The sequence below is a fragment of the Flavobacterium agrisoli genome, assembly GCF_016522065.1.
Classification (GTDB): domain Bacteria; phylum Bacteroidota; class Bacteroidia; order Flavobacteriales; family Flavobacteriaceae; genus Flavobacterium; species Flavobacterium agrisoli.
Genome location: NZ_JAEHFV010000004.1, coordinates 68,814 through 83,505, shown reverse-complemented (window position 1 = coordinate 83,505; position 14,692 = coordinate 68,814). Strand labels below are relative to the sequence as shown.

Below are 14,692 nucleotides of genomic sequence, written 5' to 3'. Positions count from 1 at the left end.
AGTCATTTAATGCCTTTCAGCCATAAAAATAAGCGAAAGAAGCGTAATTTTACGACAAATATTTTTATATGATTTTTTTATACAATGTTGCAGTATACCTCGTTGGTTTTTTGCTAAAAATAGCAGCCCTTTTTAGTCCAAAATTGAAGCTTTTTGTACGAGGCAGAAAAAATGTTTTCGACATTTTAGAAAACAAAATCAAACCATCCGATGCTACTTTTTGGTTTCATGCAGCTTCGCTGGGCGAATACGAACAAGGTTTGCCCGTTATCGAAAAATTAAAAGAAACGCATCCTTCGCACAAAATCATCGTCACGTTTTTTTCGCCTTCTGGATACGAAGTTCGCAAAAACAATGCAATTGCCGATGTTACCCTTTACTTGCCTTTGGATACCAAATTCAATGCTAAAAAATTCATCAAACTGGCGCACCCTGAAAAAGCTTTTTTTATCAAATACGAATTTTGGATTAATTATTTAAATGAATTGCAAAAAAACCAAATTCCGACCTATTTGATTTCGGGCATTTTTAGAGAAAATCAAATCTTTTTTAAACCCTACGCGCATTTTTACCGTAATGCACTTCAGGCTTTCACTCATTTTTTTGTTCAAAACGAAAAATCGAAACAACTTTTAGAATCGATTGGCTTAAAAAATGTAACTATTTCGGGCGACACGCGATTTGACCGAGTTGTAGCCATTTTAGAAAAAGACAACTCCTTGGATTTTATTGCCGAATTCAAAAACAACACCACAACCTTGGTCATTGGAAGTTCGTGGCCAAAAGATGAAAAATTATTAGCCGAATACATCAATAGCACAACGCAAAACGTAAAATTCATTATTGCGCCTCACAACATCAAACCCGAACAAATCACCGAACTTCAAAAAAGCATTACCAAAAAAACCATTCTTTTTACCGAAAAAGAAAATCAAAATTTAGCCAACTTCGATGTATTTATTATTGATACCGTGGGCATATTAACCAAGATTTACAGTTACGCCGATATGGCTTATGTGGGAGGCGGCTTTGGAAATCCGGGAGTTCACAATCTTTTAGAGCCTGCTACATTTGGCGTCCCGGTTGTTATTGGCCCGAATTTTTCTCATTTCGCCGAAGCCATCGCCTTAGTCGAAAACAAAGGTTGTGTGAGTGTTCACAATTTCGATCAATTACAAAAAACATTGGATCGTTTGATTACAGATGTTGCGTATCGCTTGCTAACAGGCCAAATTTGCGGTCAATTTGTACAAGAAAACAAAGGTGCAACAGACACGATTTTAAAAAAAATAAAATGATACATTTTAAAGCAATAACGCATTCCGATACCGACACGCTCGTTTCGATGATGGAAGATTTTTACGCCATCGACCACTACCCCATTGACAAAAACATTTCAAAAGAGCTTTTAAAAGAATTTATTTCCAATGAAAACCTAGGCAAGGCTTGGTTTATTTTACAAAACAATCAAATAGCTGGCTATATCGTGCTAACTTTTATTTTTAGTTTTGAATACCAAGGACGCATTGCTTTTTTAGACGAATTATTTATTTCAGAGTCTTTTAGAGGAAACGGCTTAGGCAAAAAAGCAATTGAATTCATTAAAACACAAATTCCTTTACTATCCTTAAAAATTGTTTATTTAGAAATTGAAAAACACAACGAAAAAGCACAAAAATTGTATCTTGCCGGCGATTTCAAATATCATAATCGAAATTTAATGATATTTAAACCTTGAAAAATTATCAATTAACACGAAAAAAATGAAGTTCTTAAAATTATTCGCATTATTTATTGCTTTTCAAATTCACGCCCAACAAGGCGGAATGTGGATTCCATCATTATTAGACGGAATGAATGCCGGGGAAATGCATAAATTAGGCATGAAAATGTCGGTAAAAGACATTTATGATGTAAACAATTCTAGTTTAAAAGATGCTGTTCCGCATTTCAATGGAGGTTGTACTTCGGAGGTGATTTCACCAAAAGGATTATTACTTACCAACCACCACTGCGGTTATGGGCAAATTCAGTCGCATTCTACCACCGAAAAAGATTATTTAACCAATGGTTTTTGGGCTTATAAACTAGAGGACGAATTGCCTAACAAGGATTTAGAAGTGACTTTCATTGTTAAAATCGTCGATGTTACCCCTGATATTTTAACAGGTGTTAACGCCATTGCCGATGAAGCAGGCAAACAAGCTAAAATTCAGCAAAACATCAGCGCTTTATCAAAATCATATCCAAAAGAAAACTTTCAAGAAAACCGCATTCGTACTTTTTACAAAGGCAACCAATACCTTTTATTTGTAAGCGAAACTTATCAAGATGTACGTTTAGTAGGAACTCCGCCTTCATCTATCGGAAAATTTGGTTCTGATACCGACAACTGGGTTTGGCCGCGTCATACAGGCGATTTTTCTATTTTCAGAATTTATGCCGATAAAAACAATCGCCCCGCAAAATATTCTAAAGACAATGTGCCGTATACGCCAAAACACTTTTTACCTATTTCGTTAGATGGCGTTGCCGAAGACGATTTCACTATGGTTTTTGGTTACCCAGGAAGAACTTCTGAATATTTGCCTGCCGTTGCCATTGAACAAATTGTAACCGAATTAAATCCGGCCAAAATTGAAGTTCGTGATCGCACCTTAAAAGTGACCGATTCGTATATGCGAAAAGACAATGCTATCAAAATTCAATACGCTGCTAAATATGCCAGCACAGCCAATTATTGGAAAAAATGGATTGGAGAATCGCAAGGACTTAAAAAATCGAATGCCGTTGCTGTAAAACGCGAACAAGAAAAACAATTTCAAGAAGCCGTTAAAAAAGCAGGAAAAGAGTCCGAATACGGCACTTTATTAGCCGATTTCGAAACAAATTATAAAGCAATCGCACCGTATGCCGTTGCTCGTGAGTATTTTAATGAAATCTTCTTGCGAAATGTAGAATTACTTAAAAACACGTACAAATTTGTACAATTAGAGCAAATTTTAAAAACAAAAGGAGAACAAGCCTTTACCGATAGAAAAAACAACTTAGCTACTGGTTTAGGCGATTTTTACAAAGATTACAACAATACAGTTGATGAAAAAATCTTTGAACAAGTAATTGAACTATACGTAAACCAATCGCCAAAACAATTTTTACCAAAAAGCATCACTGCAGCCAATTTAACCCAATTACAAAATGAACTTTACCACCAATCCAAATTAACTACGTTTGAAGGGGTAAAACAAATTTTGAGTGGCGATACATCAACCATCATCAAAAACTTAAATGCTGACCCTGCTTTTCAATTTGTAAAAGAAGCGAGCACGGCTTACTTTACCAATGTAGAACCAAAATACAGTGAGTTAAACTTACACATTACCGCTTTACAACGTACCTACATTAAAGCCTTATTAGAACTTAAAACCAATCCGCGTATGTTTCCAGATGCTAACAGCACCTTGCGCGTTACCTACGGAAAAGTAACAGGATACGAGCCAAAAGATGCTGTAGTATACAAACCGGTTACGTACTTGGATGGTGTTTTAGAAAAATACATACCGGGTGATTATGAATTTGACGTTCCAGCCAAACTGATCGATTTATACAACAAAAAAGATTTTGGCAATTACAGCGAAAACGGAAAAATGCCAGTTTGTTTCATTGCCACCAATCACACTACAGGCGGTAATTCTGGAAGTCCTGCTATTGATGCTAACGGCAACCTAATCGGACTGAATTTTGACCGTGTTTGGGAGGGCACTATGAGCGATATTTATTACGACCCTGCCATTTGCCGAAACATTATGGTAGATGCCCGCTATATTTTGTTTATTATTGACAAATATGCAAATGCACAAAACTTAATTTCCGAATTAAAACTAGTGCACCCAAAACAAAGTAAAACCCTAAAAAAGAAAAGCTTACAAAAATAAATCCAAACCCTGTTTTGGCATAAAATTTGTAAAAATCACACGCGAGGTTTTGATGCAATATTTTTTAAAAAAAAAATGAAAAAATATTTTACATATTAAAAATTTTATATCTTTGCCTCGAATTAATAATTAACCTTTTATAATAAAGTAAGATGAAAAAAGTATTTTTAAGTTTAGCTGCTGTTGCTGTTTTAACTGTTGTATCTTGTAAGAAAGCTGATGCTCCTGCTGAGACTCCAGCTGAAGAAGTAGTTGATTCTGCTGCTGTAACTGTTGATTCTGCTGCTACTGTAGTTGATTCTGCTGCTGCTGTTGTTGATTCTGCTGCTACTGCTGTTGAAGAAGCTGCTAAATAATTAGCTAAAAAAGAAAAATGAGCCATCCGCTTTGCGAGATGGCTTTTTTTATGCCAAAAAACTACTAAAGCTCTTCTTCCATTTCTATCTCTTCTTCATCAAAAAACGGATTATCTGTAAAATCCAATAATTCTGATTGCCCTCCGTATTTCACGATTTCTGCAATTCCTTTTTGCAACATTAACGAAGTCGAATATTTTCTACTGGTAGCAAAATGTTTTCCTTCAAAAACCAGCTTAAAAAAATATTTCCCACCCGAGGATTTGAATTTCTTAAAATCGGCCGAATCTATTTTCGACTTAAAGCGCTCCACTGCTTCCTCGCACTCAAACTTCAATTCGTAGCTCAAACTAGTAAATACAACTTTTCCTTTACGAGAAGTAAACACAAACTTATATTCGCCGTTAAAACGCTTACTAACCACAAAAGCCCCCATATTTGATTATAAATTAAAAATGATATTTTGAAACAATAACTACCACTAATTTTTTGGCATAAAAAAAGCCCCTTCTAAACGAAGAGGCTTTTGTACTCAGAGCGGGACTTGAACCCGCACGAACATTGCTGTTCACTGGATTTTAAGTCCAGCGTGTCTACCAATTTCACCATCCGAGCATTGTATGATCTTGAGCGAAAAACGGGGCTCGAACCCGCGACCTCGACCTTGGCAAGGTCGCGCTCTACCAACTGAGCTATTTTCGCGTTTCAAACTTTTTTAAGAACCGCAACACTTGTTCTGTATTGCGAGTGCAAATTTAGGACATTTATTCAATTAAACAAGCCTTTTTCGAAAAAAAATTACACAAAAAACATAACTTTCTGATAACGTATTCTTTAAAAATGAAATTATTTTCGAACCAACATCCTTTTAATCTCATTCAGCTTCATCAGCGCTTCTACTGGAGTAATCGCGTTAATATCCAAGTTCAGAATCTCGTCTTTAATTTCTTCCAACAGCGGGTCGTCTAAATTGAAAAAACTCATTTGCATTTCTTCCTTCTCGGATTTAATGCCGTTTAACGCATCGTTGGAATGGTCTTTTTCTAACTTCTTTAAAAGTTTTTGCGCTTTCTGAATTACAATTTGAGGCATTCCGGCCATTTTGGCTACGTGTATTCCAAAACTATGCGCACTACCCCCTTTAACCAATTTACGCACAAAAAGAACCGTATCTTTTAGCTCTTTAACCGCCACATTATAATTTTGAATGCGCGGTAACGATTCGTGCATTTCATTTAATTCATGATAATGTGTCGCAAATAAGGTTTTCGGCTTTGTAGGATGCTCATGCAAAAACTCGGCAATGGCCCAAGCTATCGAAATTCCATCGTAGGTACTGGTCCCTCTTCCTATCTCATCCAATAAAACCAAACTTCGATCGGAAATATTATTCAAAATAGAAGCCGTTTCATTCATTTCGACCATAAAAGTCGACTCGCCCATCGAAATATTATCCGAAGCACCAACACGCGTGAAAATTTTATCAACAATTCCCATTCGTACACTTTCGGCCGGAACAAAACTTCCCATTTGAGCCAGTAAAACAATCAGAGCCGTTTGCCTTAAAATAGCCGATTTACCCGACATATTCGGACCCGTTATCATGATGATTTGTTGGGTTTCGTTATCTAAAAAAACATCATTGGCAATATAGGGTACGTCTATTGGCAATTGTTTTTCAATTACCGGGTGGCGCCCGTTTTGAATATTCAACTCAAAAGACTCGTCTATTTCGGGGCAAACATAGTGATTATCGATAGCCAATTGTGTAAACGAACTCAAACAATCCAATTGCGCGATTAAATTAGCATTTAACTGCACTGGTTTGATGTAAGTAGCAATCCAATTCACCAATTGCTCAAACAAATCGGTTTCAATTTTATGAATGCGTTCTTCGGCGCCTAAAATTTTAGTTTCATATTCTTTCAACTCTTCGGTAATATACCGTTCGGCATTAACCAAAGTTTGTTTGCGAATCCATTCTGCAGGAACTTTATCTTTATGCGTATTTCGTACTTCGATATAATAGCCAAAAACATTATTGAACGAAATTTTTAAAGACGAAATTCCCGTACGTTCGGATTCGCGCAATTCGATTGCTTCTAAAAATTGTTTACCCGAAGACGAAATAGAACGGAGTTCATCCAATTCGGCACTCACTCCTGTTGCAATTGCGTTGCCTTTTGCAATGGCAACCGGAGCATCTTGATTGAGCGTATTTTTAATTTTTTCTCGAAGCAATTCGCAACTGTGCAAATTGTCACCGATAACTTTAACGGCTTCTTGCGGACTTTTTAGCGCCAATTCTTTTATGGGAACAATAGCATCAAGAGAATCTTTTAGATAATTAATTTCACGAGGTGAAATTTTACCAGTTGCAATTTTCGAAATCAAACGTTCTAAATCGGAGATTTGTTTAATTTGAAATTGAATTTGTTGCAATACCTCTTGATTTTCTTTTAAATAAAAAACTACTTGGTGACGGCTTTTTATTTTGACAGCATCTTTTAACGGCAAAGCCAACCACCGTTTTAAAAGTCGACCTCCCATAGGAGATAATGTTCTATCAATAACATCCAATAAGGTTACGGCATTTGGGTTATAACTGTGATACAACTCCAAATTTCGAATGGTAAAACGATCCATCCAAACATAAGCATCTTCGGCAATTCGCTGAATGGACGTAATGTGTTGCACTTTGTTGTGTTGTGTTTCGGATAAATAGTACAAAATAGCACCCGAAGCCACAATTCCCTCTTTTAATTCTTCAATTCCAAATCCTTTTAATGAAATGGTCTGAAAATGTTTGGTCAAGGTTTCAAAAGCATAATCTTCTTTGTAAATCCAATCTTCTAGAAAAAAAGTATGAAAATCATCTCCGAAAATGGCTTTAAATTCATTTTTATGATGTTTGGCGACCAACACTTCGCTTGGGCTAAAATTTTGAAGTAATTTATCAATATAATCCGCATTTCCTTGAGCCGTTAAAAATTCGCCCGTTGAAACATCTAAAAAAGAAATTCCCAATATTTTATTGGTAAAATAAACCGAGGCCAAGAAATTGTTGCTTTTGGATTGCAGCACTTCATCATTAAGTGAAACACCAGGCGTTACCAATTCGGTTACTCCTCTTTTGACAATTGTTTTGGTCATTTTAGGATCTTCGAGTTGGTCGCAAATGGCCACACGTAATCCGGCTTTCACCAACTTGGGCAAATAGGTATTAAGGGAATGATGCGGAAAACCCGCCAAGGCCGTTTGCAAATCAGAACCAACACCCCGTTTGGTTAGCGTAATTCCCAAAATTTTTGAAGTCCTTACGGCATCTTCGCCAAAGGTTTCATAAAAATCACCTACCCTAAAAAGCAAGCAGGCATCTGGATATTTTCTTTTAATTTCGTTGTACTGTTTCATCAATGGAGTCTCTTTAACTCCCTTATCTTTTGCCGCCAAATTGTTGTTTTTTTGTACTAAATTAATATCTCAGCGAATTTAAAATTTTAAAACGAATAATAAATTACTAGTAAAAAATTAATTTTTTTTAAGATTTTTTTTAGGTCAACTTTCAATATTTTACCTAGATTTGTTAAAAATTAAATTTATACAGAAATGAAAAAAATAGTTTTACTTGCCCTATTTGCTGTTTTAGGAGTTACCACATCTAATGCGCAAACCAAATCAAAATCAACTGCCGCAAAGGTTGCCAAAGTAGACGGTGCCGGAATGGTATTTGAAAATGAAGTAATTGACTACGGAACAATTGCTCATAATGCAGATGGAAAACGCGAATTCGTTTTCACAAACAACGGAAACAAACCTTTAATTATTACCAATACTCAAGGATCTTGTGGATGTACAGTACCTACTACTCCAAAAGAACCAATCGCGCCAGGAGCAAAAGGAATTATCGGAGTTAAATATGCTACAGACAGAGTGGGTGCTTTTACTAAAACAGTAACCGTTACGTCTAACGCAGCAGGTCAACCAACCAAAACCCTTACTATTAAAGGAACTGTTTTACCAGACGCTCCAAAAAGCTAAATCGTAAAAACATTTAAAATAACTAAAAGCTTCCTATATTTGGGAGCTTTTTTTATAGCCTAAAAAATCCCTGATGAGAAAATTAGAAAACAGCGAATTAGATCGTAAAACGGTAACCGATTTTAAACAATCGGAAAAAACACCCTTAGTATTGATTTTAGACGACGTAAGAAGTTTACACAATATTGGTTCTGTATTTCGTACTGCCGATGCTTTTTTAATTGAAAAAATTTACCTCTGCGGCATTACCGCCACTCCTCCTAATAAAGAAATTCACAAAACAGCACTTGGCGCCACCGAAACTGTTAGCTGGGAACATGCCGAAAATGCCGTTGATTTAATTGAAAAATTAAAAAAAGAACAAATTATTACACTAGCTATTGAACAAGTAGAAAATGCCGTTTTCTTACAAGATTTTATTCCGAAAACCAACCAAAAATACGCTTTGGTTTTTGGCAACGAAGTATATGGCGTAGCACAAGAAGCGGTTGCCGCCTGTGATGGCTGCATCGAAATTCCACAATTGGGAACTAAACATTCCTTAAACATTTCGGTTAGTGCGGGAATTGTAGTTTGGGATATTTTTCAAAAAATGAACTGGCCAAAGTAAATACTATTGGCCTATTTTGCTTTTTATTTCATTCAAAATAAACAAATAATCGGCGTGATTGGCTACAAAATCCAATTCGGAAACATCAATAATCAAAACATTCAAATTGGTTTGAGAATGAATGTAAGCCAAATAGCCCAAATTAATTTTTTCTAAATACGAAGCCTCAATATTTTGTTCATAAGCGCGACCTCTTTTTTTAATGTTTTGCAACAACCGCTCGGTATTTTGATACAAATACACATACAAATCAGGCTTAGGCAATTCTTTGGCAATAATCTCAAATAAATTGCGATACAACCTATTTTCGTCTTCGGTTAAGGTTATATTGGCAAAAATCAACGATTTAAAAATATGATAATCGGCAATAATAAAATCTTTAAACAAATCAAACTGAGCTAAATCGTCTGACAATTGTTGGTACCTATCGGCCAAAAAAGACATTTCTAAAGGAAAAGCATACCGATTCGGATCTTGATAAAATTTGGGCAAAAACGGATTATCAGCAAAACGTTCCGAAACAATTTTAGCATTAAAATCTTCTGAAAGTTTGTGCACTAGAGTGGTTTTCCCAGCTCCAATATTTCCTTCAAAAGCAATATAATTAAACGTATTTAAAGGAATATCATCCAAAGGCGATTTTATCGTATGTACCACCACACAGGTACTTTCGTCGTTGCAATTCTGAATCATTTCGGTTAAGGATTGATGCAAAATAGGATGTTTCCAATTTAGTTGTAAATCTTTGAAAGGTTCAAGAACAAACTTTCGATTTTGCAATAACGGATGCGGTACTTTTAATTCAGGCAACGCTATAACATCTTCATCAAAAGCAATTAAATCAATATCGATAATTCGGGCTTGGTATTCGGTTGAATTGCTTCGGATGCGACCTAACTTTTTTTCTAATGCTAAAATAGCTTCTAAAACAACCGTGGCTTCCTGAACGGTGTGCATCAGCAAAGCGCAATTGTAAAAAGCATCACTATCAAAACCCCAAGAAGGTGTTTCAAAAACACGGGAAACCTTGATTACAGTTCCTATTCCGTGATGAATGTGATGGATACAATTTTGGAGAATCTCTAGGCGGTTACCTTGATTACTTCCTAACGATAATACGACTTGATGTTGCGCTTTCATAATTAAAGACAAAGAACGGAAAAGTATTTTAGATTATTTTTAAAACCTACCAACTAAAATTTCCAACTACCTCAAATTCCTTTTTATTATGCTTCTTATGTTTGCATAATATAATCTAAGTGAAGAAGGGTGAGAGCAGATTTTGCTTTAAATAACCTTATGGTATATTCAAGAAAAGAGACTGGCTCCTCTTCTTTAAACATTTAGAATCTGAACAGAATGTAAGGAATTCGCTCATTATTATGAGTTTTATAGCCAGTATATCCAGTCAGGAGAAAAGATGAAGAAAGGTCATCACTTACCTAAAATAGACATGATGAAGGTATTATTAAAGCAGACAGTAGGAATTGATGTTGCACAAAATGAATTAGTTGTATCGCTTGGTAGAATGGATGAGGAGATCAACATAGAAGTCTATGCCTACAAAGTATTTCCAAATACTAAAAAAGGTTTTTCAAGTCTTGTATCGTGGGTAAATAATCAGACATCAACTGGAACAGTAGTACGTTATGTAATGGAAGCAACAGGAGTTTACCATGAATCCTTAGCCTACTATTTTTGCAGTATTAAAAAACAAGTCAGTATCGTTTTGCCAAACAAGATCAGTAATTATGCAAAAACACTTGACATAAAAACTATTACTGACAAGAGCGCTTCACAAGCCATTGCGAGATTTGGTTTGGAAAGGCAATTAGAAGTGTGGCAACCTCCATTAAAAATATTCAATGATTTGAGACAGCTTTGCCGGGAACGAGAGCAGCTGGTTCATGAGCGCACAATGTTAAAAAGCCAACTGCATGCAGAAAGTGCTTCTGCAACTTCGAGTGAAAGCTCAGTTAAAAAAGAATAGCGCTTATTGATTTGCAGGAAAAGCAAATAAAAGAAGAAATTAATCTCCTTATCAAAGAAGATCAAACTCTAATAGCAAAGATGAAAATAGTATCTTCTATTCCTGGAATTAGAAATCTGACCGCGGAAACCATTATCGGGGAAACCAACGGATTCGAGTTAATAAAAAATAAAAGACAGTTGATCAGTTATGCAGGATTAGATGTAAGAGAAAAGACATCTGGGACCTCAGTAAAATCCAAACCCCGAATATCCAAGCGGGGTAATCGGAATTTAAGGAAAGTAATGCACTTTCCGGCACTCGCTGCAATAAGAACAGATGAAAGATTTACAGATGTTTTCTTAAGATTAGTTTCAAATCATGGTATTAAGATGAAGGCTATAGTTGCCATACAGCGAAAGTTACTGGAGCTGACATTTATCTTATGGAAAACTGATTCCTATTATAATTCAGATTATGAGGATCATATTTTGCGTCCCAGATTGCTGAATAAAAAGGCCTTAAATTGATAGTTCGTTTTCTTTATAATCTTCAAGTTTTACTTGCTTGCTATTTGCAACACCACATAGAAAATTAATGAAATTGTTATATCAGCGCTCTAATGATTTCTACACTTTTCGTCAAAGCATCCATAGGAGACGAAGCAAAACCTAACCTAATTCCATTTTCATTATAGGTTGGATATTGATGAATTATTCCATCGGATATATAAAGTCCTTTGTTGTATGCTTGTTGTGACAATGTTTCCAGATTAATAGATTTATCAAATTCAGTCCATACAGTCATTCCACCATCAGGAATAGAAAAGTTCACCACATTGCCAAGCTCAATTTGCAGCAGCTTACAAAAATGATTTCGTCTTTCTTGATAAACTGTCAATGTTTTTCTAAGGTAACGTTGTATTGTCCCGTCATTTAATAGTTCTGCCATTGCATTATCCAAAATATGATCACCTTGTCTGTCAAGTAGTACACGGACATTGGTAAGGTGTTCAATTACATTTTCGGAAGCAGCTAAATACCCCATACGAAAAGCAGGAGAAAAACTTTTACTAAAAGAGCCACAATAAATGACCATTCCGTTTTCGTCTGCACTTGCGAGCGGAAGTAACGGGCGATGATTGTAATGAAAATCAAAATCGTAATCGTCTTCAAAAATGATAAAACCATATTCATTAGCTAATCGAAGCAATTCTAATCTTCGGTCTATACGAAGTGAAACTGTTGTGGGATAATGATGATGAGGTGTTACATACACCATTCTTACCTTTCTTCGCTTGCATATTTTTTTTAGCTCATCAACCGCCAAACCTTGTTCATCTACCGGAATACCAATGTGCTTTGCTTTGGCGTGTACAAAATTATGTTCGGCACGTTGCCATCCTGGAATACCTGACACTACAACATCACCGGGATTAATGAGAGCAGTACAAACAAGGTTAATTCCCATCAAAGTGCCTCTGACAGATAGTATATTCCTTTGGGTAGTTTTTAAGCCCCTTGTTTCATTCAAATAACTGGATAATGCCTCTTTGTACATTTCTGACCCATCAGGAAAGCTCTAACTTCCAAATTTATAGTATAAACCACTCCTAGTAAGCTGGTTGCGATATGCCCTGTAAAGTTCTTTTAATGGGGCTAATTTAGGGTCAGGATAGTCATCATCCAAATGAAACTCTGAGGTAGGTACAAAGTACGGATTAGATAAATACTGCTTTGCATTGAGCGCAAAACCTGCTACTTTTTGGGTTTTATCGATCGCTTTATTTTGAAGTTTTTTTGGTTCAAGTTCAGGAATATGAGAGGAAACGAACGTACCTCGACCTACGGAGCTTTCCAGCCAGCCCTGCATCTGTAGTTCTTCAAATGCTTTCGCCACAGTAATCCGGTTAATCTTTAGTAGACTTGCCACATCTCTGGTTGAGGGTAGTTTCTGACCTGTCGTGAGCTGGCCGTGTTTAATCAAAGTCAGTATCTCATCAGACAACTGAAGATAGATTGCTCTTGCATCTTCAGGATTTAGTTTTATACGGTTAAATACACCTTTAATAATTGGACTATCCATTTTATTTAAATTGGACTACAAATATAATCCAATACAGGATTAATTTTGACTTCTTATTGTAGAAAATAAGTCGACTTATGAAAAATGACGAAATAATTATCCGCAAAGCTGTTGAGGCAGACAGTGCAAAAGTTTGGTTGTTAATGAGAGATTTAGCAATTTTTGAAAAGTATATTGATGTTTTCGCCATCACACCAGAAATTGTAAAGGTAAGCGGTTTCCGCAAAAGTCCGCCAGACTTTTATTGCTTTGTAGCCGAGGACAAGGATGAAATTGCAGGAATGTTAGTGTATTATTTTCTCCCGTACACGGCACAGAACAGGCCGGGGATTTATATGAAAGAACTCTATGTAGATCAAAAATACAGAGGGCAAAAAATTGGTAAACAATTGATGGATGTTCTAAAAAAAGAAGCCAAAGTAAATAACTGCGGACAGATAAAATGGACGGTTGCCCCTTGGAATGAAGCAGGGAAAAGATTTTATGAGCGTTTGGGAGCAAAGGAAAATAACGAGTGGATTAATTACGAATGGAATGTTAAAAATTAGAATAGCAATGGAAAATATAACCATACAGGGAGTAACATTAAACGATATTCAGCAGTTACAACAAATAGGCAGACAAACCTTTTACGAAACATTTTCTGAAAGCAATACCAAAGAAAATATAGCAAAGTATTTAGAGGATGGTTTTTCTATTGAAAAGCTAACCGAAGAACTGAATAATGAGCATTCCGAATTTTATTTTGCAATCTTGGATGAAAAAGTCATTGGCTATTTGAAACTGAACTTCGGGGCTTCCCAAACCGAATTGCAAAACGACACAGCACTTGAAATTGAACGCATTTATGTTTTACAAGAATTTCATGGGAAAAAGGTCGGACAAGTGCTTTATGAAAAAGCCATTGAAATTGCCAAACAAATAAATACCGACTATGTTTGGTTAGGAGTTTGGGAAGAAAACCTAAGAGCAATAAGGTTTTACAAGAAGAATGGTTTTGTAGAATTTGATAAACATATTTTCAAATTGGGAGATGACGAGCAGACCGATATAATGATGAAGAAAATATTAAAATCAGATATCATATCTACTGGCCCAGATATTCAACCGACATTAGAAAATGAAGAAACAGCTCTTTTTCCATTACAGGAAGAGGATTTCGAAATTTTATACGAAGCAGCTTCAGACCCAAGAATATGGGAACAACACCCAAATAAAGACAGATGGAAGAGAGAGGTATTTCGTACTTTCTTTGATGGGGCGATAGAAAGCCGAGGAGCATTTAAAATTGTAAATAAAGCTACTAAAAAAGTTATCGGAAGTACTCGGTTTTATGACTATAATGAAGTAAAGAATAGCATTTTTATCGGCTATACTTTTTATGGTATAAAATATTGGGGCAAAGGTATAAATGGGAATGTTAAGGCAATGATGCTTAACTATATATTTCAATACGTATCAAAAGTCAATTTCCATATAGGAGCAGACAATATCCGCTCACAGATTGCTGTCGGCAGGCTTGGTGCTGAAAAAATTGGAGAACAGCAAGTTGAATATTATGGAGAAGATCCAAAATTAAATTTCGTTTATGAAATAAAGAATGAAAATTGGAAATCAAAGAACAAGATTTAAATAATTTAAGCAACTGACATAGTACATAGATTATTGATGCAAACAAAGGAAAAAACAAAAGAAA

General features: G+C 35.7%; 15 protein-coding genes, 2 tRNA genes and 1 pseudogene. 11 read left to right on the top strand and 7 right to left on the bottom strand.

Annotated features, from left to right (window positions below; translation table 11 throughout):
• Positions 1–68 precede the first annotated feature (68 nt).
• The 4 genes from I5M07_RS10765 (at position 69) to I5M07_RS10750 (ending at position 4,291) form a co-directional block, all read left to right on the top strand.
• The gene (locus I5M07_RS10765) at positions 69–1,298 is read left to right on the top strand and encodes a 3-deoxy-D-manno-octulosonic acid transferase (protein WP_200106449.1); all 1,230 of its coding nucleotides are present in this window, start codon (positions 69–71) and stop codon (positions 1,296–1,298) included.
• Positions 1,295–1,738 (top strand): GNAT family N-acetyltransferase, encoded by a 444-nt coding sequence (locus I5M07_RS10760; RefSeq protein ID WP_233622040.1) that lies wholly within the window; start codon positions 1,295–1,297, stop codon positions 1,736–1,738. The genes I5M07_RS10765 and I5M07_RS10760 overlap by 4 nt, the downstream gene beginning before the upstream one ends.
• A gap of 25 nt (positions 1,739–1,763) precedes the next feature.
• Positions 1,764–3,935 carry a S46 family peptidase gene (locus I5M07_RS10755; protein ID WP_200106448.1) on the top strand — a complete coding sequence of 724 codons (2,172 nt, stop codon included), beginning with the start codon at positions 1,764–1,766 and terminating at the stop codon, positions 3,933–3,935.
• A 152-nt stretch (positions 3,936–4,087) separates the two neighbouring features.
• A complete protein-coding gene (locus I5M07_RS10750; protein ID WP_200106447.1) occupies positions 4,088–4,291 on the top strand; it encodes a hypothetical protein in 204 nt (67 codons plus the stop codon).
• A 64-nt stretch (positions 4,292–4,355) separates the two neighbouring features.
• On the opposite strand, the gene I5M07_RS10745 is transcribed toward I5M07_RS10750, so the two are convergent.
• From I5M07_RS10745 to mutS, 4 genes are all read right to left on the bottom strand, one after another.
• Positions 4,356–4,727 carry a DUF1508 domain-containing protein gene (locus I5M07_RS10745; protein WP_200106446.1) on the bottom strand — a complete coding sequence of 124 codons (372 nt, stop codon included), beginning with the start codon at positions 4,725–4,727 and terminating at the stop codon, positions 4,356–4,358.
• A gap of 93 nt (positions 4,728–4,820) precedes the next feature.
• Positions 4,821–4,906 (bottom strand) — tRNA-Leu (locus I5M07_RS10740).
• Between the two features lie 14 nt (positions 4,907–4,920).
• Positions 4,921–4,993: transfer RNA gene (locus tag I5M07_RS10735), tRNA-Gly, on the bottom strand.
• A 144-nt stretch (positions 4,994–5,137) separates the two neighbouring features.
• The gene (gene mutS / locus I5M07_RS10730; protein WP_200106445.1) at positions 5,138–7,744 is read right to left on the bottom strand and encodes a DNA mismatch repair protein MutS; all 2,607 of its coding nucleotides are present in this window, start codon (positions 7,742–7,744) and stop codon (positions 5,138–5,140) included.
• A gap of 156 nt (positions 7,745–7,900) precedes the next feature.
• On the opposite strand from mutS, the gene I5M07_RS10725 reads away from it, so the two are divergent.
• Entirely contained in the window at positions 7,901–8,332 is a 432-nt protein-coding gene (locus I5M07_RS10725; RefSeq protein ID WP_200106444.1) for a DUF1573 domain-containing protein, read from the top strand.
• A 73-nt stretch (positions 8,333–8,405) separates the two neighbouring features.
• Complete coding sequence (locus tag I5M07_RS10720) at positions 8,406–8,942, top strand: RNA methyltransferase (RefSeq protein ID WP_200106443.1); 537 nt, start codon at positions 8,406–8,408, stop codon at positions 8,940–8,942.
• Positions 8,943–8,945: 3 nt separating this feature from the next.
• On the opposite strand, the gene folK is transcribed toward I5M07_RS10720, so the two are convergent.
• Complete coding sequence (folK, locus tag I5M07_RS10715; protein ID WP_200106442.1) at positions 8,946–10,082, bottom strand: 2-amino-4-hydroxy-6-hydroxymethyldihydropteridine diphosphokinase; 1,137 nt, start codon at positions 10,080–10,082, stop codon at positions 8,946–8,948.
• Positions 10,083–10,362: 280 nt separating this feature from the next.
• Between folK and I5M07_RS16020 the strand changes: the two genes are divergently transcribed.
• Positions 10,363–10,932 carry an IS110 family transposase gene (locus I5M07_RS16020; RefSeq protein WP_233622039.1) on the top strand — a complete coding sequence of 190 codons (570 nt, stop codon included), beginning with the start codon at positions 10,363–10,365 and terminating at the stop codon, positions 10,930–10,932.
• Between the two features lie 11 nt (positions 10,933–10,943).
• Positions 10,944–11,441, top strand: coding sequence for an IS110 family transposase (locus I5M07_RS16015; protein ID WP_233622037.1), 498 nt, complete (start codon positions 10,944–10,946; stop codon positions 11,439–11,441).
• 76 nt (positions 11,442–11,517) lie between these two features.
• Here I5M07_RS16015 and I5M07_RS10705 read toward each other — a convergent pair whose 3' ends face one another.
• Both I5M07_RS10705 and I5M07_RS10700 read right to left on the bottom strand, forming a co-directional pair.
• Complete coding sequence (locus I5M07_RS10705) at positions 11,518–12,471, bottom strand: aminotransferase-like domain-containing protein (protein ID WP_233622036.1); 954 nt, start codon at positions 12,469–12,471, stop codon at positions 11,518–11,520.
• A 21-nt stretch (positions 12,472–12,492) separates the two neighbouring features.
• Positions 12,493–12,996 carry a GntR family transcriptional regulator gene (locus I5M07_RS10700; RefSeq protein WP_200106440.1) on the bottom strand — a complete coding sequence of 168 codons (504 nt, stop codon included), beginning with the start codon at positions 12,994–12,996 and terminating at the stop codon, positions 12,493–12,495.
• A gap of 77 nt (positions 12,997–13,073) precedes the next feature.
• On the opposite strand from I5M07_RS10700, the gene I5M07_RS10695 reads away from it, so the two are divergent.
• The 3 genes and pseudogenes from I5M07_RS10695 to I5M07_RS10685 all read left to right on the top strand — a co-directional run bounded on the left by I5M07_RS10695 (position 13,074) and on the right by I5M07_RS10685 (position 14,628).
• Positions 13,074–13,544, top strand: coding sequence for a GNAT family N-acetyltransferase (locus I5M07_RS10695; RefSeq protein ID WP_200106439.1), 471 nt, complete (start codon positions 13,074–13,076; stop codon positions 13,542–13,544).
• A 7-nt stretch (positions 13,545–13,551) separates the two neighbouring features.
• A pseudogene (locus tag I5M07_RS10690) lies at positions 13,552–14,061 on the top strand (GNAT family N-acetyltransferase); the annotation flags it as partial.
• On the top strand, positions 14,050–14,628 hold the full coding sequence (locus I5M07_RS10685) for a GNAT family N-acetyltransferase (RefSeq protein ID WP_317191327.1): 579 nt from the start codon (positions 14,050–14,052) through the stop codon (positions 14,626–14,628). The pseudogene I5M07_RS10690 and the gene I5M07_RS10685, both read left to right, overlap by 12 nt.
• Positions 14,629–14,692: the final 64 nt, after the last annotated feature.

What these genes read in the sequence shown, in the direction of transcription:
- I5M07_RS10705 (WP_233622036.1), bottom strand. Translation starts at nt 12,471, where the DNA reads ATGTACAAAGAGGCATTATCCAGTTATTTGAATGAAACAAGGGGCTTA.
- I5M07_RS10755 (WP_200106448.1), top strand. Translation starts at nt 1,764, where the DNA reads ATGAAGTTCTTAAAATTATTCGCATTATTTATTGCTTTTCAAATTCAC.
- I5M07_RS10745 (WP_200106446.1), bottom strand. Translation starts at nt 4,727, where the DNA reads ATGGGGGCTTTTGTGGTTAGTAAGCGTTTTAACGGCGAATATAAGTTT.
- I5M07_RS10720 (WP_200106443.1), top strand. Translation starts at nt 8,406, where the DNA reads ATGAGAAAATTAGAAAACAGCGAATTAGATCGTAAAACGGTAACCGAT.
- I5M07_RS10695 (WP_200106439.1), top strand. Translation starts at nt 13,074, where the DNA reads ATGAAAAATGACGAAATAATTATCCGCAAAGCTGTTGAGGCAGACAGT.
- I5M07_RS10765 (WP_200106449.1), top strand. Translation starts at nt 69, where the DNA reads ATGATTTTTTTATACAATGTTGCAGTATACCTCGTTGGTTTTTTGCTA.
- I5M07_RS10700 (WP_200106440.1), bottom strand. Translation starts at nt 12,996, where the DNA reads ATGGATAGTCCAATTATTAAAGGTGTATTTAACCGTATAAAACTAAAT.
- folK (WP_200106442.1), bottom strand. Translation starts at nt 10,082, where the DNA reads ATGAAAGCGCAACATCAAGTCGTATTATCGTTAGGAAGTAATCAAGGT.
- I5M07_RS16020 (WP_233622039.1), top strand. Translation starts at nt 10,363, where the DNA reads ATGAAGAAAGGTCATCACTTACCTAAAATAGACATGATGAAGGTATTA.
- I5M07_RS10685 (WP_317191327.1), top strand. Translation starts at nt 14,050, where the DNA reads ATGATGAAGAAAATATTAAAATCAGATATCATATCTACTGGCCCAGAT.
- I5M07_RS10750 (WP_200106447.1), top strand. Translation starts at nt 4,088, where the DNA reads ATGAAAAAAGTATTTTTAAGTTTAGCTGCTGTTGCTGTTTTAACTGTT.
- I5M07_RS10760 (WP_233622040.1), top strand. Translation starts at nt 1,295, where the DNA reads ATGATACATTTTAAAGCAATAACGCATTCCGATACCGACACGCTCGTT.
- I5M07_RS10725 (WP_200106444.1), top strand. Translation starts at nt 7,901, where the DNA reads ATGAAAAAAATAGTTTTACTTGCCCTATTTGCTGTTTTAGGAGTTACC.